The sequence below is a fragment of the Bradyrhizobium sp. WYCCWR15520 genome (assembly GCF_056174665.1).
In genome coordinates this window covers 123,473-144,235 of record NZ_JBWBWM010000019.1, presented here as the reverse complement: position 1 = coordinate 144,235, position 20,763 = coordinate 123,473, and the positions used below count along the sequence as shown (strand labels likewise).

Below are 20,763 nucleotides of genomic sequence, written 5' to 3'. Positions count from 1 at the left end.
TTGCTTGGCGACAAGGAGTCGCGTTCGACTTTTCTTGCAAACGGCTGAGTTTACGGCCATTTACGCTCGCATGAGGTAAGTTCCGCAAGATGTTGCTGCTCCAGGCCCTCCCCACATCGATCGGCGTTGCCGCCATTGCACCGGCGTTGCTGGTGCTCTGGCTCGTCATTGCCGCCGACGAACGCCCTGGCCCGCCGGCGCGGGTATGGCTGGCGTTCGTACTCGGGGCCGCCAGCATTTCGCTGTTGGGAGTGGCGCGCGCCCCGTTTGCCGCGATCCTTGCCGTGCCGGGAAACCCCTGGATGACGCAGGGCCTGCGTTCCATCTTCGGCGTCGCCGCACCGGAAGAAATCGTCAAGGTCCTCGTGATCATTGCCGTATCGCTGCCGGTGCGTCGACGCACGTTTGCGGATCCGATGGACACCGTGGTCTACGGCGCGGCCGCCGGCCTCGGCTTCGCGGCTTACGAAAACCTCGCTTATCTGGTGCAGCACGCCGACATGTGGCGCTCGCTGGCGGCCTTGCGCAGCGTGCTGACGGTGCCGTTCCACGGCGCGCTCGGCATCATCGCGGGCGCCTATATCGCGATCGCGCGCGCGGGTACCGCGCTCGGCGCGCATCGGCATCATCGCGACTGGGCTCGGATCTCGAGTTGGTGCCTGGCGCTGTTCGCGCCGGTGGCGCTGCACGCCGCCTTCGACTTCCCGCTGCTGACGTTGCAGAAACATCCCGATCTCGGCCCCACCACGCGAATGCTGCTGGCGGCGACGAGCCTTTTGATCGGCTTCAGCTCGATCGGATTTGCCATCCGCCTGGTGCGGCGCGTCGGCCGCCATCATGCGCCGCGCACCGAACTTGCACGTGAGCGGCTGAGCCAGTTGCGGCGGATGTGGGCGCTCTTGCTGGTGGGCAGCGGTGCGGGCTTCGCGGGCGCGGCTTTCGTGCTGACCTCGCTCCATCACTGGTTCGTCAATCCGGATCGCAACGCCTCGCTGCTTCTCGTTCCGCTCGGCATGACCTCCATTCTGATAGGCCTGGCATTGTTGCTGGCGACATCTGCGGTTTATGTGTTCGGCCGCAACCGCATCAGGACGTCCTCGGAGGGATTCTCGTCGGCGCCCGAACCGGGCTGAGTGTCGTCTTCCCGTCGTTGATCTCGCTTAAACCTCACGAACAAAGTTCACCCGCAGTCGGCGTACGGGCTATATTGGAAACCCAATCGGCGCGGCAGGCATCGGGAGTTTTCCAATGACCCTTCCCCAGGATGGCGGCCCCCCAGACTTCGGCAAACTGCAGTCTGAAATGAACGCCGCGGTGAAGGCGCGCTGGAAGGCTTTTCTGTTCGAAGGCATCGTGCTCGCCCTGCTCGGCCTTGCTGCGATGATCATGCCGCCGCTGGCTAGCCTCGCCGTCACCATCTTCCTTGGCTGGATGTTTCTGATCAGCGGCATTGCCGGGCTGTTCGTCACGTATTGGGCGCGGCAGATGCCCGGCTTCTGGTGGTCATTGTTTTCGGCGGCGCTGGCCGTTCTGGCCGGCGGTATCCTGCTCGCAAGGCCTATGGAGGGCATTCTCACCCTCACTATCGTGGTCGGCGCGTATTTTCTCGCCGAGGGCGTCGTCACCATCATGTACGCCCTGGAGCACCGACGCGAATTGTCGGAGCGCTGGTCCTGGCTGCTGATCTCGGGCGTGATGGACCTCCTGATCGCGTTCATCATTGTCGCCGGGCTGCCGGATTCGGCGCGATGGGCGATCGGCCTCCTGGTCGGGATCAACCTTATGCTCGGCGGCGCCTCGATGGTCGGCATGGCGCTCGCCGCGCGCAAATCCTGACGCCGATTATGGGGTGACAAGCCCGAATGGCTGGGCTATAGAGCCTGCCATGATCATGATCGCCGCCAGCAACTTTTGGTATTTTAGCTACGACAGCTCGCTGGCGGTGGGAGGATCGCGCTCAATCTGATGAATTGAAGCATAAAGTCCGAACAGCCGCCAAACCTGGCGGCTTTTTTATTGGCCGGCAGGTTTCCTAACCAGGAGCCAGAGCCGTGTTGAGCACCACCGACGACCTTCGAATTCGCGAACTGAAAGAGCTGAGTACGCCGCAGGAGGTGATGGGCGAGATACCGCGCACCTTGACCGCGACGCGCGTCGTGATGGCGGCGCGCAACGCCATCCACGCCATCCTGAACAGCACCGACGACCGCCTGCTGGTCGTCGTCGGTCCCTGCTCGGTCCACGATCCCGCCGCGGCCGTCGATTACGCCGAGCGGCTCGCCGCGTTGCGCGAACAGCTCGCCGACCGCCTCGAGATCGTGATGCGGGTCTATTTCGAGAAACCGCGCACGACGGTCGGATGGAAGGGTCTGATCAACGATCCCAATCTCGACGGCTCCTTCGACATCAACAAGGGCCTGCGCCTCGCCCGCAACGTATTGTCCGCCGTGAACAATCTCGGCCTGCCGGCCGGCACCGAATTCCTCGACATGACGACGCCGCAATACATCGCCGACCTGATGGCGTGGGCGGCGATCGGCGCGCGCACGACCGAGAGCCAGATCCACCGCGAGCTCGCGTCCGGGCTGTCGTGCCCAGTCGGCTTCAAGAACGGCACCGACGGCAATGTCCGCATCGCGGCGGATGCCGTGAAGTCGGCCTCCCATCCGCATCATTTCATGGCGGTGACCAAGGGCGGACGCTCGGCGATCGCGGCGACCACCGGCAACGAGGACTGCCACATCATCCTGCGCGGCGGCCACAAGCCGAACTACGACCGCGAAAGCGTTGAAGCCGCCTGCCTCGAACTTGCCCGTGCCGGCGTCGCACCGCGGCTCATGATCGACACCAGCCACGCCAACAGTTCCAAGAAGCCGGAGAACCAACCGTTGGTGGTCGCTGACATCGCACGCCAGATCTCGAACGGCGAACAACGCATCACCGGCGTGATGATCGAGAGCAACCTCGTCGCCGGCCGCCAGGATGTGGTGCATGGCAAGCCCCTGACCTATGGGCAGAGCATTACCGATGGCTGCATCGACTGGGAAACAACGGTGTCCGCGCTGAACGTGCTGGCCGATGCGGTGACGACGCGCCGGAACGCACAGTCGCGCAAGTTCCGGGAAGAGCGTTCGGCTTAAGCCGCCCGGCTCAAGGACGGTGAAGCAGGGCACGCCGACGGCGCGCCCTGCTTCTGCCTGTTAAAGCACCAACCACGATCCGAACGTGCACGCATAATCGGCACCCGTCCCCCAAACGGCTGATTACGCCGGCAAGCCGCAGCACAGGCTTTGCAAGAATCGGCGGGGCTGTGGGATAGCTCACATGAAGAAATCACGCTTCGAAATATACGTTCCTGCAGCAGTCAGGCCCGTAACCGGTCCCTTGGCGGTGTGGGCAATTCGAACACTGTTTCATTATTTTTTTGGAGTATTGCGATGATCAATTCGGTCGTTCGATTGTTGTTGGCCTTGGTTCTACTTGCTCCGATTTCAGCACTTGCGGCCGATCAGGCCCACGTTCAATTGTGTTGGGCGATGGGCAAGTTCGATCATACGGTCTACTTCGCCGAAGTCGGGAATCGCGAGGACCGGCAGGCGAGCTTCGATACGCTGCTCGAGATATCAGCCATCGATCATCACGCTGTGAAATGCACCACGTCAGATTTTGAGACGCATCGCGTAGCGCGTGCGCAACTGATGATGGATTGGCGGGAGTCCGAATTTGAGATCGTGAACACAACGTTCCTGTCGGACCTCGACTACTAGAGCGTGGGCATTGGCGTCGACATTGCCTCAAGCTCCGCGGTCTTCGTTGGATGGATGCTCGGCGAGGCCAATGGCCCCATGCGGACATACACCTCGTTCGGCACCCCGTAGTCCCGCATCACCTGGGAGATCTTGTTGAGGCCGCAGGCCTCGCGTTGCACGACGAAGAGCCAGAGCGCATATCCCGCCTGTTCGACGAGACCATCGCGGATTTTTCGATCGGAGTTTGCCGTCCGCGGGCATGCGGCAAGTGCCGCCAGCGCGGCCTCAAGCCGCCGTCCAAGCCGTCCGAGCGCTGACGCCCTCTCCTGGGCGATCTCATGCTCGAGAGTTGCGTATCCAGAACGAAGTAAATCCAACGTCATACTGGCGCGCTCCGAAACATTGGCCTGCCAATTATCTCTTATCTTATTGGTCGGCAGGGCGCTGTTCAAGACAAGGTCAGAACACGTCGATCGTCGGGAAGCGAGGCTCCCCAGTGAGGCAATCCCAAAGGTAGATTGCAAGCCCGACGTCGCCGGTCCAGAGCGTATACCGTCCGCGGCCAACGACGGCATGAGCGCCGCGATACTGGACGATGGCCGTCATCGCGAATTGGCGTGCGCGGTCGAGCCAAACCGGGTCGTTCGTGCGGCGGTAGAGCTTGAGGAATGCGTAGCCATTCCCGGCGGTGCCGTGGCAAAGGCCCGCGCCCTTGGTAAGCGGTCCGGCGGCCCAGGCGAAGCGACCGCCATCGACAAGGAGTGCGTCGAATTCAGGGGTAGCAAAGGGCGCGTCCGCAAATGTCGTCACCATGCCGGGCGCACCGTGGCAATGCTGACAATAGAGAGGCGGCCTCGCGCGCTTGCTTCTCGCCGCCCAATTGGTCCCGTTTTCCGACTGCCACGCATTCGCTGCGAGTGTCTGCGGCACAAATTCGGCCACCCGTGCTTGCTGCGTCGGCGTCAACCAATCCCAACCATGCAGCAACGGGATGACGTTGCCGGCAAAACCGTGAACGGGCCCCAGCCAACGGTCATTCTCACCATAGAGATCTTGGGTCCAAAGTTGACCTTGCGGCGTGTCCTCAAGAGCGCCCAACAGCCGCGCCGCCTGCGTTTCGAACAGGCCGCGCCATCGCATTTCCCCGGTCATCTCGGCCATATGGATTGCCGCAAGCATAGAGCCGGGCATGCCCCACATGAGCTCTCGGATCGGCAGTCCCATATTTGCTTCTGCGCGCGTATGCACCAGATCCGCCAAGCTCGATGTAGGGGCGAGACGCATGGCGAGCAGCGCCGCACCCATGTCGCCTTTGAGCAACGAGCCATGCTTCCCGTAATCGGCAGGCGAATTGTTTTCGAAGGCCAAGAGCGTCCGCTCCAGCAGCCGAGGCAGAACAGGGCGAAAGTCTTCAGCAACACTGACAGCGTCGATCCGATGCAAATAGTCCAGCGCCCAAATGACACCGGCCGCGCCCGTGTAGAAACTGGGGTTACCGTCTCCCACGCCATCGTCGCTTGGATGACCCGGCCAGAACGTGTCGGAATCGAACTGCGCTATGGCATCGGCTGCAATTTCTTCGATCACAGCCCGGACGGCCAATTCACTCCAGGCGTCCTGTGCGAGCGGACGATGACGACCGAGGGCAATCATGCCTGAGGGCCTCCCGAGCGCGATCCACCTCGTTCAGACGAGGGAAGGATCGCACGAGCGTCGAAGGCGGCCCAAAGCCCCTCCCACTATCTTCCAATCGTCACGCCCGCGGTTGAGCGCATAGCGCCCTGAGGCGGGTGGCTTTTCATGTCATCGAGCACTTCTCTCGTCAACACGGCGGTCTGCTGACCCCCGACTGACGGCTCCCTCCGGACCGCGATGCCAGGAGCGAGCGGCATACGGACCGATCGCCGATATCGATCAGCCCGGCCATTTCGGTGTCTGAACAGCCTCGGCGTCTTGAGCGCCCGGCAACAAGCGTGTATCGGCGCTAGCGGAATTCAAATGCCGCGCCGGCCACATCGCCGTCGCCGAAGCAGGTGATCGATTGAGCTCAGAACCACAAACGAAGCCCGTGGCTGCATCCAGCTCGTTCGCAGCCATGAAGTCGCAGCCCTATCGCGCTCAGTTCATGGCCTACGTGCTGGCCATGATGGCCGACAACATCGAGCATGTGATCAGCTATTGGGTGGTGTTCCAGAAATTCCATTCACCCGCGCTGGCGGGCTTTGCGGTGCTGTCGCACTGGCTTCCCTTCCTGTTCTTCTCCGTCGCCGTGGGCGGGCTGGCCGACCGGTTCGACCCGCGCAGCATCATCCAGTGCGGGATGCTGCTCTTCATCGTCGCATCGAGCGGATGGGGCGTTTTCTTCATTACCGATACGCTTGAGATGTGGCACGCGATGCTGCTTCTGGTCATTCACGGCTGCGCCGGTGTGCTGTGGCAGACGCCGAACCAGTTGCTGCTCTACGACATCGTCGGCCCCGCCGATCTGCCAAGCGCGGTGCGGATGAACGCGACGGCGCGCTATCTGGGCATCCTGGTCGGTCCGGCCGTCGGCGGCGTCATCATGCTGACGCTGGGCCCATCCCACGGCATCATTTTCAACACGCTGTTCTATTTGCCGATGCTGCTGTGGCTGTTCTGGGCGCCGGTCCGCGACAAGAGCCTGGCGGTGCGCCGCCTCGCCGTTCGCGGCCTTGCCGATATCGTGCAGACCATCCGCGACATCGGCACGCACCGGGTGTTGACCTTGATGACGCTGCTCGCCGGTTTGACCTCCTTCATGATCGGCAACGCCTACCACGCCCAGATGCCGGGCTTCGCCGGAGAACTCGGGCATGGCGACCCTGGCGTCGCTTACAGCGTGCTGCTGGCCGCCGACGCCGCCGGCGCGCTGCTTGCGGGCATCGTTCTGGAAGCGTGGGGACGGCTCAAGGTGACGCCGCGGACCGCCATCGTGCTTGCTATTCTCTGGAGCCTGTCCCTGCTCGCGTTCGCCTCCGTCGGGATTTACGCGCTTGCGATCGCATTGCTGTTTGCCGCGGGGTTTTCGAGCTGTCGTTCAACACGATGGCGCAGGCCCTGGTCCAGATAAATGCGCCGACCGACATTCGCGGCCGCGTCGTCGGCCTGTTCAACATGGCCGGGCTCGGCATGCGTGCGTTCAGCGGGATTACCGTGGGCCTGCTCGGTGCTGCGATCGGCATACACTGGTCGCTCGGGCTGTCAGCCGCCGTGCTGTTGGCTTTCCTGCTTATCCTGCATCGCCGCGCGGCGAAGTACGGCTGAGATCGCAAGCGGAGATCAGCCGCAAGCCAACAGGGTTCGCAGCAACCATCGCTTTCCGGTTCTCAGGGAGCAGGTTCCCTAGCAGCCGCGGCAGATGCTCTTGATCTTGCGGTCGAGCGCTGCGTTTTCCTTGCTCAAGGGATCGTTCGGGTCAGTCACGTTCTTTTCGGGCACGTCGCTGCGACGGGGCTGACGGTGTCCGATCGGCGCCTCCGGAATCCCTCCAGCACTCGGGCTGCTACTCTTTGGCATTGTCGACGTCCCGCCCTGCGCGAATGCAGCAGGCATGCCAAGCAGGACCATCAGCGCGACCGACAAGATTGTTTTTTGCATCCTGATTCTCCCGCCTTTTATTAAATTCAATTAACGTGTCCGTTCCGGCACGTCGATCGTGGCGCAGTTACGGCGTCCCTGGGCCGCGCAGTCCTGCGCCTTTCGTACGTCGGCCATGGTGCCGAGCAACCAGATTCCGGCGGCCACCAGCACCACGAAGAAGCCGAGCAGCACCGCGTTTTCGATTCCGCGATGGCCCTCTTCTTCTTGCGGCTCCGTTTCTCCTCGCCGTCCTCCGTCATCGCGAGAATCACGGCTTTGGCGGATAGAGGTGAACGTCGCCGCAATAGTCGACGATACGATACTGCGTTTCCGAGGATAGTTCAGATTCACTGGAACTTGCATGCGACAAATAATTCGGTCCAATCGGCGCCTTTCCATGGCCGCCGGGAATATCGAGCACATATTCCGGCTGGCACAGGCCCGAGATGCGGCCACGCAAATTTCGCATCAGTTCCCGGCCTTCCGCGATCGTGGTGCGCAGATGCGCGGTCCCCGGCGCCAGATCGCCATGATGCAGGTAATAGGGCTTGATCCGGTTTTCGACGAAGGCGCGCATCAGGGCTTCCAGCGTGGCGGCGTCATCATTGACGCCGCGCAGCAGCACCGTCTGGCTCACCAGCGGAATGCCGGCGTCCGCGAGCCGCGCGCAGGCTGTTCGTGCCTCGCCCGACAGTTCGCGCGGATGATTGGCGTGGACGGCGATCCAGGTCGTCGCACCATCGACTTTCAATGCCCTGATCATATCGCCATCGATACGCGCGGGCGCCGCCACTGGCACGCGGGTGTGGATGCGAACAATTTTAACATGATCGATGGCCGCAAGGTCGGCCATGATTTCGGCCAGCCGCCGCGGCGACAGCATCAAGGGATCGCCGCCGGTCAGGATGACCTCCCAGATTTCCGTGTGCTCGCGGATATAGTCCAGCGCGTCGCGATAGGCCGCATCCGACAACGCGGTGGCCTTGCCGGGTCCGACCATCTCGCGGCGGAAGCAGAAGCGGCAATACACCGCGCAGACATGCACCAGCTTGAACAGCACGCGGTCGGGATAGCGATGAACGATGCCGCTAACCGGCGAATGCGCGTCGTCGCCGATCGGATCAGCATTTTCGCCCGGCGCGCTCACCAGTTCGAGCGCGCTCGGGATAAACTGCCGAGCGATCGGATCATCCGGATTTTCCGTGTCGATCAGGTTGGCGAGCTCAGGCGTCACGGCAATCGCATAGCGCGCGGCGACCCGTTCGAGGTCAGCGAGCTCCGCCGCCTTCGCCAATCCGCGCTCGACGAGATCGGCGGGCCGCCGCAGCGTTGCCGACAATTTCGGATCGATCCTGTTCATGTCTCTCCCGAAGGCGGCGTCCACACCACCTGATCCACCCGCAGCGCGCCGCTGGCCAGCATCACCAGCCGGTCGAAACCGAGCGCGACCCCGCTCGATGGCGGCATCTCGGCAACGGCCGCGAGAAAATCCTCATCCAGCGGATAGCGCTCGCCGTAGCGCCGCTCCTTCTCGTCCATCGCTGCGGCGAAACGGCGGCGCTGTTCGTCGGCATCGGTCAGTTCGCCAAAGCCATTGGCGAGTTCGACGCCGCAGGCATAGACCTCAAAACGTTCGGCGACGCGCGGATCGGCCGCCTTCGTCCGCGCCAGAGCGGCTTCGGGCGCCGGATACTCGAACAGCACAGTCAAACGTCCCTGCCCCAGGTTCGGTTCGACATGCTCGACCAGCACCTTGCTGAAGACGTCCGACCAGGTGTCGTCCCCCGTGATCCGCACCCGCGATTTAGCCGCCGCCGCAAGCGCCGCGCGATCGCCCTCGCCATGGCTGATGGTGGAGAGTAGATCGATTCCTGCAAAGCGTTCGAACGCTGCCGCGACAGTCAGCAGTTCCGGCTCGGCAAACGGATCGGCCGTTCTGCCGCGGAACAAAAACCGGCCGATCCCGGTTGCCTGCGCCGCATGGGCGATGACGACGATGGTATCGGCCATGACAGCGTCATAGCTGGCGTCAGCGCGATACCATTCCAGCATCGTGAATTCGGGCAGATGCAGATCGCCGCGCTCGCGGTCGCGGAACACGCGCGCGAATTCGAATATTTTGGTCTCACCGGCGGCGAGCAATTTCTTGGCGGCGAACTCCGGCGATGTCCGCAGATAGCGCGTCGCGCGGGTGGCGTCGTTGCCGACGATCTCGGTACGGGGCGCATGCAGGTGCGTCTCGTTACCCGGCGAGACCTGCAGGACGCCGGTCTCCACCTCCGTAAAACCCTGCTCGTCGAACCAGCCGCGCACCGCCCGCGTGATCGCCGTTCGCGCCATCAGGAACGGCTTTCGGTCGGCGTGCCGCACGGCCGACCACCACGGCGACGGCTGGTCGGTTCCAGCCATCACAGCCGGTCCCGAATCCGCCGAGCATCCTCAGCGGAGCCAATCAAGGTGTTCAGGGAATCGACAAATACCATTGATATTGTTCAACTTTCTTTGCGGCCGATACGACTGGCCGGAGCAGACGGCGAGGTCCGGCTCGTGATCGGTCATTTCATGTCGAAAGACGCTCTGATTGTCCATTCACCCGGTGGATGTCGACGCGGCCCATGGAAGCTGCGAGCAATCGCGAACCGCTTAAAACGTTGCTTTCAGAGCCATCGGCATCGGTCAGCCCCACCGTCAAATTACTTGCCACCGTCGCCGGCTGACACGGCGAAACAGGGCCGTTGACGGCCTCAGGGGGCCTCGCTGAAGCGGCCGCAAAACGCTGGCATCGACGGGCAAAATCAGTATGTTGCAGCCCGAAACCGCCTGATTGGCCCTGCGGACGCCCATGTCCGGTGTGGCCGAAGGCCAGAAATTCGGGAAAACAGCTTTGAAAGTCATCGCCAGTTCTATTCGCAAGGGCAACGTCATCGAGCAGGACGGCAAGCTCTATGTCGTCCTTTCGGCCGAAAACATCCATCCGGGCAAGGGAACCCCGGTCAGCCAGATCGAAATGCGCCGCATCGGCGATGGCGTGAAGGTATCGGAACGCTACAAGACCACCGACCAGGTCGAGAAGGCCACCGTCGAGGACCGCAATTTCAACTACCTCTATGAGGATGGCGATGGCTTCCACTTCATGAACGCCGAGACCTACGACCAGGTCCAGGTGTCGAAGGAGATCGTGGGATCGTCCGCACCCTATTTGCAGGAAAACATGACGGTGAAGCTGTCGATGCACGACCTCAATCCGGTCGCCATCCAGTTGCCGCAGCGCGCGACCCTTGAAGTTGTGGAGACCGAGCCGGTCACCAAGGGTCAGACCGCGTCTTCCTCCTATAAGCCTGCTATCCTCTCCAACGGCGTGCGGACCTCGGTGCCGCCGCACATTGGAACGGGAACACGGATTGTGGTCATGACCGAGGACGGCTCTTACGTCGAGCGCGCAAAGGATTAACACCGCGCCATAGGCTACGGAGCATACGCCGGGGGGCGATGCATTGGGTACGAAGGCTGTCAGCTTGCTCTCGCGGTGGCTGGCAGCCTTTTGTTTGCTATTGGCCGGGGTGACCGGCGTTTCCGCCAACGAGTTCCGGACGCCGTCGATTTCGGCCATTCGCGTCGAATGGCGCGCCGTCCTCGATCAGCTTCGCACCGAGATCAGTTCCCAGCCGGCGATCGCCTCGCGCTTTACCTTCGCAGGCCGGGCGCGGTTGCCGGCATCGGATCCGCGCGCAACGCCCGCGCTGGTGCAGTTGAACGCGATCAATTCGCCGATGTTCACCGGAATCGGAAACAGTCCGGTACCGGTGCTGTTGCCGTTCGACACCGCAGCCTATCTCGAGGCCCAGGCCCGTGGCACGCGCCATCCGGCGGTGTCGCGCTATCAGGCCGACTTCCGCCCCGTCGATGTGTTTCACGCCGGCGCCTCCGGCTACGACGCGGTGTTTTCGCTGGAGCCCGGCGCCGGCGACGGCCTGCCGTCGCGAACGTTCGCCCGGCCGGTCGAGGTGCAGATCACGGGCTCGGTGCTTGTCTACGACCTCGCCGATCCGCTCGGCGGCAAGGGCGAGCCGGTCAAGGCGCTGGCGGCGCAATTCCCTGACATGCGCCGCTTCATCCGCGAAGGCTATGTGCGCTACGCCTTCACCCGTTTCGGCGTGCCCTATGTGGTGTCGATCCAGTGCCTCGATTCAGCGCCGCGCCCGCGCAGGCTTGCTTGCCGCGAGGCCTATCCGGTCGCCGAGCGCTTCCTGAAAGCGCTGCGCATCGCCGGGGGCCAGCCGGCGCGTCCGCGCTTCGATATTCCCTCCGGCATCGCCGAGCGCCCGGCAGCGGCTTCCGCTGACTTCACCTATCGCCCGAGCGGCGACATCATCGCCCGCAGCGGTGCGCGGAGGCGCGGCGGCCACCCCGATCTCGCGGTCTATTCGCAGATCCGCTTTCCGCTGGCGAGAGCCCCGGCCCTGGTCAGTTCGCAGCAGTTCGGCACGCGCAAATCCGGCGAACGCAACGGCGTCTATCCGTGGCGGGACAATTTTTGCGAGGCGCGCAGCTTCCAGGTCGGCCAATGCGCGGCCGGCTTCGGCCATCAAGGCCAGGACATCCGCCCTGCGCCCTGCCCGCCGAACAGCGGTGCCGAGAGCACCTGCCATCCGCGGAAACAGGCCGTCGTCGCCGTCCGCGACGGTGTCATCATCCGTTCCCTCAAGCAGCAGGCAGCGACGCTGCAAATCAACACAAGCAACGAGCACATCCGCTTCCGCTACATGCACATGAACCCGTCAGCCTTGGACGCCGACGGCGTCCTCAACGGCCGCCGCGTCGCCGAGGGCGAGAAGATCGGCGTGGTCTCCAACTATCTCGATTTCCCCAACGGCACCTCGTACCACCTGCACTTCGACGTGCAGGTGTTCACGCGCGACGGCTGGATCTGGGTCAATCCCTACACCACCCTGATCGCGTCCTATGAACGGCTGATCCGCGGCCGCGGCCGCGAGATCGGCACCCAACCTCCGGCCGCCGCCGTGGCACATGCATGGCCGGAGGATGTCGTCCGTCACGCTGCGCGCGAGGGCCGTCGCGAGAACTGATCGCTACGAAGCCGCGGCGCCCACGGCGTGCTTCCGCGCCGGCGGCGTCCAGCGAAACGCCGCGCCGAACCTGTTCCAGACATTGATCGACGCCACCGCTGAGGTGAGATAGGCCAGCTCTTTTTCGGAGAACTCCGCGCTCGCCTGTGCATAGACCTCGTCGCTGACGCCCTCGCTCAGCAAGGTCAGCGCTTCCGTCCAGGCCAGCGCCGCGCGCTCGCGCTGCGAAAACTGCGGCGCCTCGCGCCAGACCACCACGAGGTTGAGCTTGTCGGTGGATACGCCGAGCTTCTCGCCTTCCAGAATGTGATACTGCACGCAGAAGGCGCAGCCGTTGATCTGCGAGGCGCGCAGCTTGATCAGTTCGAGCAGCTGCTTGTCCATGCCCGCCTTGCCGGCGATCTGGCTGAGCTCAAGCACGGCCGCATAGGCATCCGGCGTCAGCGCCATGAAATCCTTATATTCCTTGCGGGCGTGTGACATCGGCCGTTCCTCATGTTATCAGTGCTCTGATTGATTATAAGAGCACTGATATGCAGCGCAAGGCATCGCAGACCACGGCCGCGCGATCGCGAAATCCATCGGTGAAAACTCCACAAGCGAAACAAAAACCGCCGGCCGGAAAAGCCGGGCGACGGCCGCAAAAATTCGGCGAAAATCGCGCACCATTGATGCTGCGCCCGCCGCCGCCCGGCGAAGGCAAGCGCGGCGAACAGGGCTACCTCGCCTATCTCCTGCGCCAGGCGCAAGGAGCGACCCGGCTGGCGATGGAGCGTTCGCTGGCCGAACTCGGCGTCACCTCGCCGCAATTCGTGGTGCTGACGATGCTCAAGGCCTATCCCGGCCTGTCCGGCGCCGACCTCGCACGGGTGGCGATGCTGACGCCGCAGACCGTCGGCGTCATCATCCGTAATCTCGAGCGCGACGGCGCCATCCGCAAAACTCCGCATCCGGTCCACGGCAGGATGCTGCAATGGACGGTGACGCCGCGGGGCGCGGCGCTGCTGGGTCGATGCCGGCGGCACGCCGAGACGGTCGAACGGCGGCTGGCCGCCGGGCTTTCCGCCGAGGCGGAGCGCACGATCCGCCGCTGGCTCGCCAAAATAGCCGCGGATTTGTAAGAATTCGCCGGTTCCCGCGGCGTCATGGCTTTTGGCCCGGGCGTCCCGCCCCGGTAGAATGGGGGCATGAAACAGCCTGATTCCCTTGATGACCCGAGCCGCCGCGCCCTGCTGAAAGCCGGCCTCGGCGGCGGCATCCTGCTCGCCGCGCCATCCGTCGCGTTTGCGGCGCCGGCCGGCTTCGACCAGTGGCGCGACAATTTTCGCGCGCGCGCACTAGCCAAAGGCATTTCGGACGCGACCTGGACGCGGGTGATGGGGCGCATCGAGCCCGACATGACCGTGTTCCGGCAGATGCAGAAGCAGCCGGAATTCCACGAGCAGATCTGGCAATACATCAACCGCCGCGTCTCGGACTGGCGCATCATCCATGGCCGCGAGGCGCTGAAGAAGCACGAGCCGTTGTTCGCGCGGATCGAACAGGATTTTGGCGTCGAGCGCGGCACGCTGCTGGCACTATGGGGCGTCGAATCCGCCTATGGCGATCCCCTGGTACAGCAGAACCATATGCGCCCGATCTTTCCGGCACTCGCAGCTCTTGCCTGGAATGAACCGCGCCGCCGCGCCTATTGGGAAACCGAACTCATCAACGCACTGAAAATCGTCGATCGCGGCTGGGGCACGCCAGAGGAAATGCGCGGATCCTGGGCCGGCGCAATGGGCCACACGCAATGGATGCCGGAAGTTTGGCTCAATGTCGGCATGGACTATGACAAGGACGGCCGCGTCTCGCCGTTCGGCAAGCCCGACGACGCGCTCGGCTCCAGCGCGCGCTATCTGCTCAACCGCGGCAAGTATCACCGCGGCGAGCACTGGGGCTATGAAGTCCGCAGCTCAGGGGGATCTTCGAGCGGCAGCCGGACCTATGCGGCATGGGCCAGCGCCGGCGTCACCCGCGCCGACGGCAAGCCGTTCCCGCAGCCGAACGCGTCAGCGCAGATGTGGGTGCCGGTCGCCGGCGGACCTTCGTTCCTGCTCGGCCCGAACTTCTATTCGGTGAAGAGCTATAACCCGTCGATGAACTACGCGCTCGCGATCTGCCATCTCGGCGACCGCATTCTGGGCGCCCCGCCCTTCATCAACCCCTTCCCCGGCTCGGAGCGCGCGCTCACGCTCCCCGAGGTGCAGGAGCTGCAGACGCGGCTGACCAAAGCGGGCTTCGACACCGGCGGCACCGACGGCCGCGTCGGCAATGACACGATGAAGGCGGTCCGGGATTATCAGACCAAGATGGGGCTACTGCCGGCGGATGGCTATGGCGGCCTGAAGGTGCTGGCGCGATTGAGGCAGGGTGGATAGCGACCAGGATCGGAAGCGACAGGATCATCAAGCGTCCTCTCGTCAAGGCTCCGCGACGAGACGCGCTCAAGCCGCTTCCCGCTGCTCCGCTTCCCGCACTACCTGATCGACCAGTTCATCGACCGCGCGTTCAGCCGCCGCAATGGACGCCTGCAAGCGATCACCGCCGAACTCGTCATACTCTACCGCAACGCTGTGGAATGCGGTGACGCCGAGAAATGCGAACACATCGCGGATAGCGCCTTCCACATGATTGATATGAGCGATGCGGCCGCCGGGATCGTACCCGTAATCGCCGCGCGACCCGAGCAAGACAAGACGCTTGTCCATCCCCGCCAGCAGCGGCGTATAGGGATCGTCCGGCCGTGAACGGTCAAAACCGAACGTGCGACCGACCCGCACGACGTTGTCGATATAGGCCTTGAACTGCGCTGGCATCCCGAAATTGTACATCGGCACGCCGGCGACGACCAAATCGGCCGCGATCAGTTCGTTGATGAGCGCATCGCTTTCGGCCAGCGTCTCGCTCATCCACGCCTCGCGTTGGTCGGGCTTGGCGAAGGCGGCCCCGATCCATTTTTCGGCGACGGGATGCGGCGGTGATTGGCCGACATCGCGACTGATCAGAACATCATTCGGCCGCAGTTGCAGCCAGCGCCGAGTAAACCGATTGGTGAGCCTGCGTGTATGCGATCCGCGCGAACTTTGGTCTGAGGGCTGGGAACGCGCGCTGGAATCAATTCGTAACAGCTTCATGGCATATCTCCGATCATCTGTAGATTCTTAGATCGGTGCAGAAAGCCGCATTGACAAACGCAAAATACTCAGCCTATGGCTGAATCGAATTCATCTATAGGCCGCCGCAATGAGACGTCTGCCTCCATTGATTGGCCTGCGCGCGTTCGAGGCCGCCGCGAGACATCTGAGCTTCAAGCGCGCAGCGCACGAACTGCACGTCACGCCGACGGCGATCAGTCATCAGGTGCGGCAGCTCGAGGAAGCCATCGGCGTAAGCTTGTTCGAACGGCGTACGCGCCAAGTGCTGCTCACGGCGGCTGGGCAAGTATTGCTGCCGGTCCTGCGCGACGGCTTCGATTCCTTTGCACGCGTTATCGACGGCTTGAGCCGCACGCCGCGGCGCACCGTGGTGACGCTCTCCGCGACGCCGGCTTTCGCGGCCAAGTGGCTGGTGCCGCGCATCGCAGCATTTCGCCAGACACGACCGGACATCGATCTCACATTGCTCGCGACGCTGGAGGCCGTCGACCTCGGTGCGGGTGTCGCTGATCTCGCCCTGCGCTATGGCCCCGGACCCGATCCCGATCTGGTCGCCGAAACCCTGACCGTCGATCGCTTTGCGCCGGTGGCAAGTCCGCGTCTCGGTATCAAGAAGGCGCGCGACCTGCAGTCAGCAACCTTGCTTCATTTCGACTGGTATCGTCGCGATCCCCGCAATCCGACCTGGCGCCGCTGGATGAAAATTGCCGGTATGGACGGCATCGATGCGCGGGCGGGCTTGCGCTTCAGCGATGAGACCCATGCGATCCAGGCAACGGTTGCCGGCGCCGGGATCGCGCTTCATAGCCTGCTGCTGGTCTCCGACGAACTGGCGCAGGGCACGTTGGAGGTCCCGTTCGGACCGGAGCTTGAGGGCTTCTCTTTGCATCTGGTGCGCGGCCGGGACAGGCCGCTGAGCGAGCCGATCGAGGCGGTACAGACTTGGTTGCGGGCGCAATTCACCGCAGCGCCCCAATAGTGCTCTGATGCCCGTCACACCGAAGAAGCAAATTCCGCACGCGTTACGTCTCAAGTCCTCCGCGCAATGCCACCGGCAAACATCCCGCCGTCGATGACGAGTTCGGTCCCCGTCACATAGCGCGAAGCATCCGACGCCAGATACAGCACGCCCTGCGCGATCTCCTCGGCGTGCCCGGCTCGTCCGAGCGGCGTCACCAGTTTCGCGCGTTCCTCGGGATCGATCGGCGCATTCTGTCCGCTGCCTGTGGCACCCGTCGGGATCTTGCCCCAGATCGGCGTGTCGATGATGCCGGGATGCACCGAGTTGACGCGGATGCCATCACCAAATGTTGCGCACTCCATCGCAATCGACTTGGCGAACAGCCGGACGCCGCCCTTGGTCGCGGAGTAACCGGAAAGCCCGGCTGCGCCGCGCAGGCCCGCCAGTGACGACATCATGATGACCGAGCCGCCGCCGGTCTTGCGCATCACGGGCAGGCAATGCTTCACCGAGAGGAACACACCGTCCAGATTGATCGCAGTCTGCCGCCGCCAGTCTGCCAGCGTCATCTCGGTGATCGTCGGCACTGAGATGCCGATGCCGGCATTCGAGACGAGTACATCGAGCCGGCCGTAGCGCTTCATGACATCGGCCACGACCTCGATCCAGCGCTCCTCGCTGGTGACGTCGTGATGCCAGAAGCTCGCCTCGCCACCAGCCTTCTTGATCCGCGCGACGACCTCGGGGCCCCTGAGATCGTCGACGTCGGTCACGGCAATCGAGGCGCCCTCGCGCGCCAGCAATTCGGAAACCGCTTCCCCAATGCCGGATGCACCGCCCGTCACCAGCGCGACCTTGCCCTGAACCTGCCCTGTCATGTCTTCTCCCGCTTGTTGTTCTTGGTTGTTGTTGAACTACCTGATCACGGCCGGCCCCGGGTCCGGCACCGCGACGTCGAGCACGCGCATCTGCACGCGTTCCGAGCCCTGGAAGCGATCGACCGCGAGCGACCCCGCCACATGCAACGGCTGGCCGCGGTTCTGCGTCAGCGCCTGGCCGAGTTTTTGTCCGACCGCGCGAAACGCGATGCCGTTGACGATCGCGCCGTCACCCGCCTTGAAGCGCACGCGCAGGTGAGCCTGCCCGACTTCATCGGCGTAGACGAGCTGATGCGCCGGCAGCGCGATCACCGGCTCGGGATTGGCGGCGCCGAACGGCCCAGCGCGGTTCAGCGTGTTGGCGAATTCCACCGTCACACCGCGCGCGCTGATCGCGCCATCGATGAACAGCTCGTTCTCGTGCCGCGAATTGGCGACATCCTCGGCCAGCGCGCTTTCCATGAAGGCACGAAACTCCGCGAGCTTCTCTTTCCGCAGCGTCACGCCGGCCGCCATGGCGTGGCCGCCGCCCTTCATCAGGATCCGTTCCTTCACCCCCTGCCGCACCGCCTTGCCGAGATCGACGCCCGAGATCGAGCGGCCCGAGCCGGTGCCGATGCCGCCCGGCTCCAGCGCAATGGCAAAGGCGGGACGGGCAAACTTCTCCTTCAGCCGCGAGGCGACGAGGCCAACGATGCCGGGATGCCAGCCTTCGGCGGCGGTGACGATGACGGCGCCTTTGTCCTCGAGCCCCAGCGAGGCCAGCGCCTCGGCTTCGGCCTGCGCCTCGGCCGCCTGTTCGATGACGCGGCGCTCGCCGTTGAGCCGGTCGAGCTCGGCCGCGATCCGCGCGGCCTCGGAAACATCGCCCTCCAGCAGGAGCCGCACGCCGAGATCGGCGCGCCCGATCCTCCCCCCCGCATTGATGCGCGGTCCCAGCATGAAGCCGAGATGCCAGGCTTCGGGCGGGCCGTTCAGCCGAGCCACATCCATCAGCGCGGTATGGCCGACGTGGTCGCGGCGGCGCATCGCGATCAGGCCCTTGGCGACAAAGGCGCGGTTGAGCCCCATCAGCGGCGCGACGTCGGCGACGGTGCCGAGCGCCACGTGATGCAGCATGCCGAGCAGATCCGGCTCCGGCCGCTCGGCATTCCAGAAGCCGCGGCCGCGCAGCTCCCGGTTCACCGCCACCAGCGTGATCAGCACGAGGCCGACGGCGGCAAGATGACCGAGGCCGGAGAGGTCGTCCGGCCGGTTCGGGTTCACCAGCGCATCGACCTCGGGCAACTCCTCCCCGGTCTGGTGATGATCGATAACGACGACGGACATGCCGAGCTTGCGCGCTTCCGCCAGCGGCTCGATGCTGGTGGTGCCGCAATCGACGGTGACCAGCAGCGTCGCCCCCTTGGCCGAAAGCGCCCGCACCGCCTCCACATTGGGTCCGTAGCCCTCGAAGATGCGGTCGGGGATATGGATCAACGGATCGAGCCCGCAATGGCGCAAGTGCCAGGCCAGCAGCGCCGCCGACGTCGCGCCGTCGACGTCGTAATCGCCGAAGATCGCGACTTTCTCCCCGCGCACCGCCGCATCGGCAATGCGCTTGGCGGCCACCTCCATCTGCGTCACGGTGTGGGGATCCGGCATCAACTTGCGGATGGTCGGATCGAGAAAATCCTCGACGTCGTCGATGCCGACATCGCGACCCGCCAGCACGCGCGCCAGCATCTCCGGCAACTGGTAGCGCTGCGTGATCGCCAGCGCCCGCGCCGCCCCCCTCGCGTCGAGCCGGTCCCGCCACAATTTGCCGGTCGCCGAACGCGACACGCCGAGAAACGCCGGCGGTGCTTCAACAGGCAGTGCAGATGCGGGGAGGATCATGGTGCCTTCGAGAAATAGGGGCAAAGCGGCCCTGCGGCAAACGCAAACGGGTCGATAGAGGGCGCCTTCCCCCGCCGAATCGCGGCGGCAGAACCCACCCCAACGCCAGTCGGCACCTGCCACGGGCTACTGCCGACAAAAACGACTTGCACAAAGAAGATGCAACTCGTCCCGGCAAAACTACCCGCAAGCCGCTGAAACTTAAACCAATCGTTAGCCATGATCCCCGACAAAGGAGTCGAACACGCTCTCATTTGAGTCCCCGGCGATCCGCAGAAGATCGATTTCCGCACAAAGACTGAGGAATTCCCGCCAATGTCCGTCGCGCTTCGCTCCCAGACCGCAACGATCAAGAAACAGCCGGCCAACGCAGCGGGGGCCGAGGACGAAGCCGACGTTTCCGCGCTGATCGCCAGATTGACCGCCGAGGTCAACCAGGTCGCCTGCGAGAAGACCAAGTCGATCCAGAAAATCACCAACCAGATGAAGATGCTGGCGTTGAACGCGCTGATCGAGAGCTCGCGCGCCGGCGCGCAAGGCGCGGGCTTTGCCGTGGTGGCGCAGGAAGTCCGCAACGTCGGCCAGCAGGTCGAAACGATTGCCCGCGAGCTCGAAAGCCAGCTCACCAACCGGACCGGCAATCTGATGAACTCGATCGCGCAGATGGCCGACCGCTCGCGCGGCGAGCGCATGGTCGACCTGTCGCTGAACGCCATCGAGCTGATCGACCGCAACCTCTATGAGCGCACCTGCGACGTGCGCTGGTGGGCGACCGACTCCGCCGTGGTCGATTGCGCGGCATCGCCGCAAGCTGCCGCTGTTGCCCATGTGTCGGAACGGATGGCCGTGATCCTCGGCGCTTACACCGTCTATCTCGATCTTTGGCTCTGCGACCTCGACGGCAATGTGCTGGCCAACGGGCGCGCGGATCGCTTCAACGTGACCGGCCAGACCGTGGCTGCGACCAAGTGGTTCCGCGCCGCGCGTGCCCTGCGCTCCGGCGACGACTACGCCATCGGCGACGTCGAATGCCAGCCCCTGCTCGGCAACGCCCAGGTCGTGACCTATTGCGCCAGCGTGCGCGAAGGCGGCAAGGCGCATGGCAAACCAACCGGCGTGCTGGCGATTCATTTCGACTGGGAGCCACAGGCCCGCGCCATCGTTCAAGGCGTGCGCGTCGGCGCGGCCGACAAGGCGCGCGTGCTGCTGGTCGATTCGAATTTCCGGGTGATCGCGGCGTCCGACGGCCAGGGCCTGCTCACCGAGCGGATTTCGCTCCCACTGGAAGGGCGACGCTCCGGCTTCCATCAGGACCGCTCCGGCGCGATGGTAGCGTTCCACGCCACGCCTGGCTACGAGACCTACAGAGGCCTCGGCTGGTTCGGGGTGATTCAGGCCGGCGCGACGTAAGCT

General features: G+C 64.1%; 20 protein-coding genes and 1 pseudogene. 11 read left to right on the top strand and 10 right to left on the bottom strand.

Annotated features, from left to right (window positions below; translation table 11 throughout):
• Positions 1-89: 89 nt before the first annotated feature.
• From AC0QUY_RS22520 to AC0QUY_RS22505, 4 genes are all read left to right on the top strand, one after another.
• A complete protein-coding gene (locus AC0QUY_RS22520; protein WP_161854464.1) occupies positions 90-1,133 on the top strand; it encodes a PrsW family glutamic-type intramembrane protease in 1,044 nt (347 codons plus the stop codon).
• Between the two features lie 115 nt (positions 1,134-1,248).
• Positions 1,249-1,836 (top strand): HdeD family acid-resistance protein, encoded by a 588-nt coding sequence (locus AC0QUY_RS22515; protein WP_475388428.1) that lies wholly within the window; start codon positions 1,249-1,251, stop codon positions 1,834-1,836.
• 215 nt (positions 1,837-2,051) lie between these two features.
• Entirely contained in the window at positions 2,052-3,140 is a 1,089-nt protein-coding gene (locus AC0QUY_RS22510; protein WP_161854462.1) for a 3-deoxy-7-phosphoheptulonate synthase, read from the top strand.
• Between the two features lie 297 nt (positions 3,141-3,437).
• Positions 3,438-3,767 (top strand): hypothetical protein, encoded by a 330-nt coding sequence (locus tag AC0QUY_RS22505; RefSeq protein ID WP_475388427.1) that lies wholly within the window; start codon positions 3,438-3,440, stop codon positions 3,765-3,767.
• On the opposite strand, the gene AC0QUY_RS22500 is transcribed toward AC0QUY_RS22505, so the two are convergent.
• Together AC0QUY_RS22500 and AC0QUY_RS22495 are read right to left on the bottom strand one after the other, a co-directional pair.
• Positions 3,764-4,132, bottom strand: a complete 369-nt coding sequence (locus AC0QUY_RS22500) for a DUF6665 family protein (protein WP_475388426.1) — start codon at positions 4,130-4,132, stop codon at positions 3,764-3,766. The two genes, AC0QUY_RS22505 and AC0QUY_RS22500, sit on opposite strands and share 4 nt — an antisense overlap.
• A gap of 76 nt (positions 4,133-4,208) precedes the next feature.
• Positions 4,209-5,402, bottom strand: a complete 1,194-nt coding sequence (locus tag AC0QUY_RS22495) for a lanthionine synthetase C family protein (RefSeq protein ID WP_475388425.1) — start codon at positions 5,400-5,402, stop codon at positions 4,209-4,211.
• Positions 5,403-5,844: 442 nt separating this feature from the next.
• On the opposite strand from AC0QUY_RS22495, the pseudogene AC0QUY_RS22490 reads away from it, so the two are divergent.
• A pseudogene (locus AC0QUY_RS22490) lies at positions 5,845-7,034 on the top strand (MFS transporter).
• Between the two features lie 78 nt (positions 7,035-7,112).
• Here AC0QUY_RS22490 and AC0QUY_RS22485 read toward each other — a convergent pair.
• The 4 genes from AC0QUY_RS22485 to epmA all read right to left on the bottom strand — a co-directional run bounded on the left by AC0QUY_RS22485 (position 7,113) and on the right by epmA (position 9,758).
• A complete protein-coding gene (locus AC0QUY_RS22485) occupies positions 7,113-7,367 on the bottom strand; it encodes a hypothetical protein (protein ID WP_475388424.1) in 255 nt (84 codons plus the stop codon).
• A gap of 30 nt (positions 7,368-7,397) precedes the next feature.
• Entirely contained in the window at positions 7,398-7,541 is a 144-nt protein-coding gene (locus AC0QUY_RS22480) for a hypothetical protein (RefSeq protein WP_475388423.1), read from the bottom strand.
• A 76-nt stretch (positions 7,542-7,617) separates the two neighbouring features.
• Positions 7,618-8,709, bottom strand: coding sequence for a lysine-2,3-aminomutase-like protein (locus tag AC0QUY_RS22475; protein WP_475388422.1), 1,092 nt, complete (start codon positions 8,707-8,709; stop codon positions 7,618-7,620).
• Positions 8,706-9,758, bottom strand: coding sequence for an EF-P lysine aminoacylase EpmA (epmA, locus tag AC0QUY_RS22470; protein ID WP_475388421.1), 1,053 nt, complete (start codon positions 9,756-9,758; stop codon positions 8,706-8,708). Before epmA ends, AC0QUY_RS22475 begins: the two co-directional genes overlap by 4 nt.
• A gap of 475 nt (positions 9,759-10,233) precedes the next feature.
• Between epmA and efp the strand changes: the two genes are divergently transcribed.
• Entirely contained in the window at positions 10,234-10,800 is a 567-nt protein-coding gene (gene efp, locus AC0QUY_RS22465) for an elongation factor P (RefSeq protein WP_057863529.1), read from the top strand.
• 43 nt (positions 10,801-10,843) lie between these two features.
• Positions 10,844-12,436 carry a M23 family metallopeptidase gene (locus AC0QUY_RS22460; RefSeq protein ID WP_475388420.1) on the top strand — a complete coding sequence of 531 codons (1,593 nt, stop codon included), beginning with the start codon at positions 10,844-10,846 and terminating at the stop codon, positions 12,434-12,436.
• 3 nt (positions 12,437-12,439) lie between these two features.
• On the opposite strand, the gene AC0QUY_RS22455 is transcribed toward AC0QUY_RS22460, so the two are convergent.
• Positions 12,440-12,919, bottom strand: a complete 480-nt coding sequence (locus AC0QUY_RS22455) for a carboxymuconolactone decarboxylase family protein (RefSeq protein WP_475388418.1) — start codon at positions 12,917-12,919, stop codon at positions 12,440-12,442.
• 101 nt (positions 12,920-13,020) lie between these two features.
• Between AC0QUY_RS22455 and AC0QUY_RS22450 the strand changes: the two genes are divergently transcribed.
• Together AC0QUY_RS22450 and AC0QUY_RS22445 are read left to right on the top strand one after the other, a co-directional pair.
• Positions 13,021-13,557, top strand: a complete 537-nt coding sequence (locus tag AC0QUY_RS22450) for a MarR family winged helix-turn-helix transcriptional regulator (RefSeq protein ID WP_475388416.1) — start codon at positions 13,021-13,023, stop codon at positions 13,555-13,557.
• A 66-nt stretch (positions 13,558-13,623) separates the two neighbouring features.
• The gene (locus tag AC0QUY_RS22445) at positions 13,624-14,856 is read left to right on the top strand and encodes a lytic murein transglycosylase (protein WP_475388415.1); all 1,233 of its coding nucleotides are present in this window, start codon (positions 13,624-13,626) and stop codon (positions 14,854-14,856) included.
• Positions 14,857-14,922: 66 nt separating this feature from the next.
• Here the strand turns inward: AC0QUY_RS22445 and AC0QUY_RS22440 are convergent, their stop codons facing one another.
• Complete coding sequence (locus AC0QUY_RS22440) at positions 14,923-15,612, bottom strand: FMN-dependent NADH-azoreductase (RefSeq protein ID WP_475388414.1); 690 nt, start codon at positions 15,610-15,612, stop codon at positions 14,923-14,925.
• 109 nt (positions 15,613-15,721) lie between these two features.
• Between AC0QUY_RS22440 and AC0QUY_RS22435 the strand changes: the two genes are divergently transcribed.
• Positions 15,722-16,612: a LysR substrate-binding domain-containing protein gene (locus AC0QUY_RS22435; RefSeq protein WP_475388412.1), complete on the top strand. Its 891-nt coding sequence runs from the start codon at positions 15,722-15,724 to the stop codon at positions 16,610-16,612.
• 50 nt (positions 16,613-16,662) lie between these two features.
• Here AC0QUY_RS22435 and AC0QUY_RS22430 read toward each other — a convergent pair whose 3' ends face one another.
• Together AC0QUY_RS22430 and recJ are read right to left on the bottom strand one after the other, a co-directional pair.
• Positions 16,663-17,472 (bottom strand): SDR family NAD(P)-dependent oxidoreductase, encoded by an 810-nt coding sequence (locus AC0QUY_RS22430; RefSeq protein WP_475388410.1) that lies wholly within the window; start codon positions 17,470-17,472, stop codon positions 16,663-16,665.
• Positions 17,473-17,508: 36 nt separating this feature from the next.
• Positions 17,509-19,350 (bottom strand): single-stranded-DNA-specific exonuclease RecJ, encoded by a 1,842-nt coding sequence (gene recJ / locus AC0QUY_RS22425; protein WP_475388409.1) that lies wholly within the window; start codon positions 19,348-19,350, stop codon positions 17,509-17,511.
• Positions 19,351-19,665: 315 nt separating this feature from the next.
• On the opposite strand from recJ, the gene AC0QUY_RS22420 reads away from it, so the two are divergent.
• Positions 19,666-20,760 (top strand): methyl-accepting chemotaxis protein, encoded by a 1,095-nt coding sequence (locus AC0QUY_RS22420; protein ID WP_475388408.1) that lies wholly within the window; start codon positions 19,666-19,668, stop codon positions 20,758-20,760.
• The last annotated feature ends 3 nt before the right edge of the window (positions 20,761-20,763 follow it).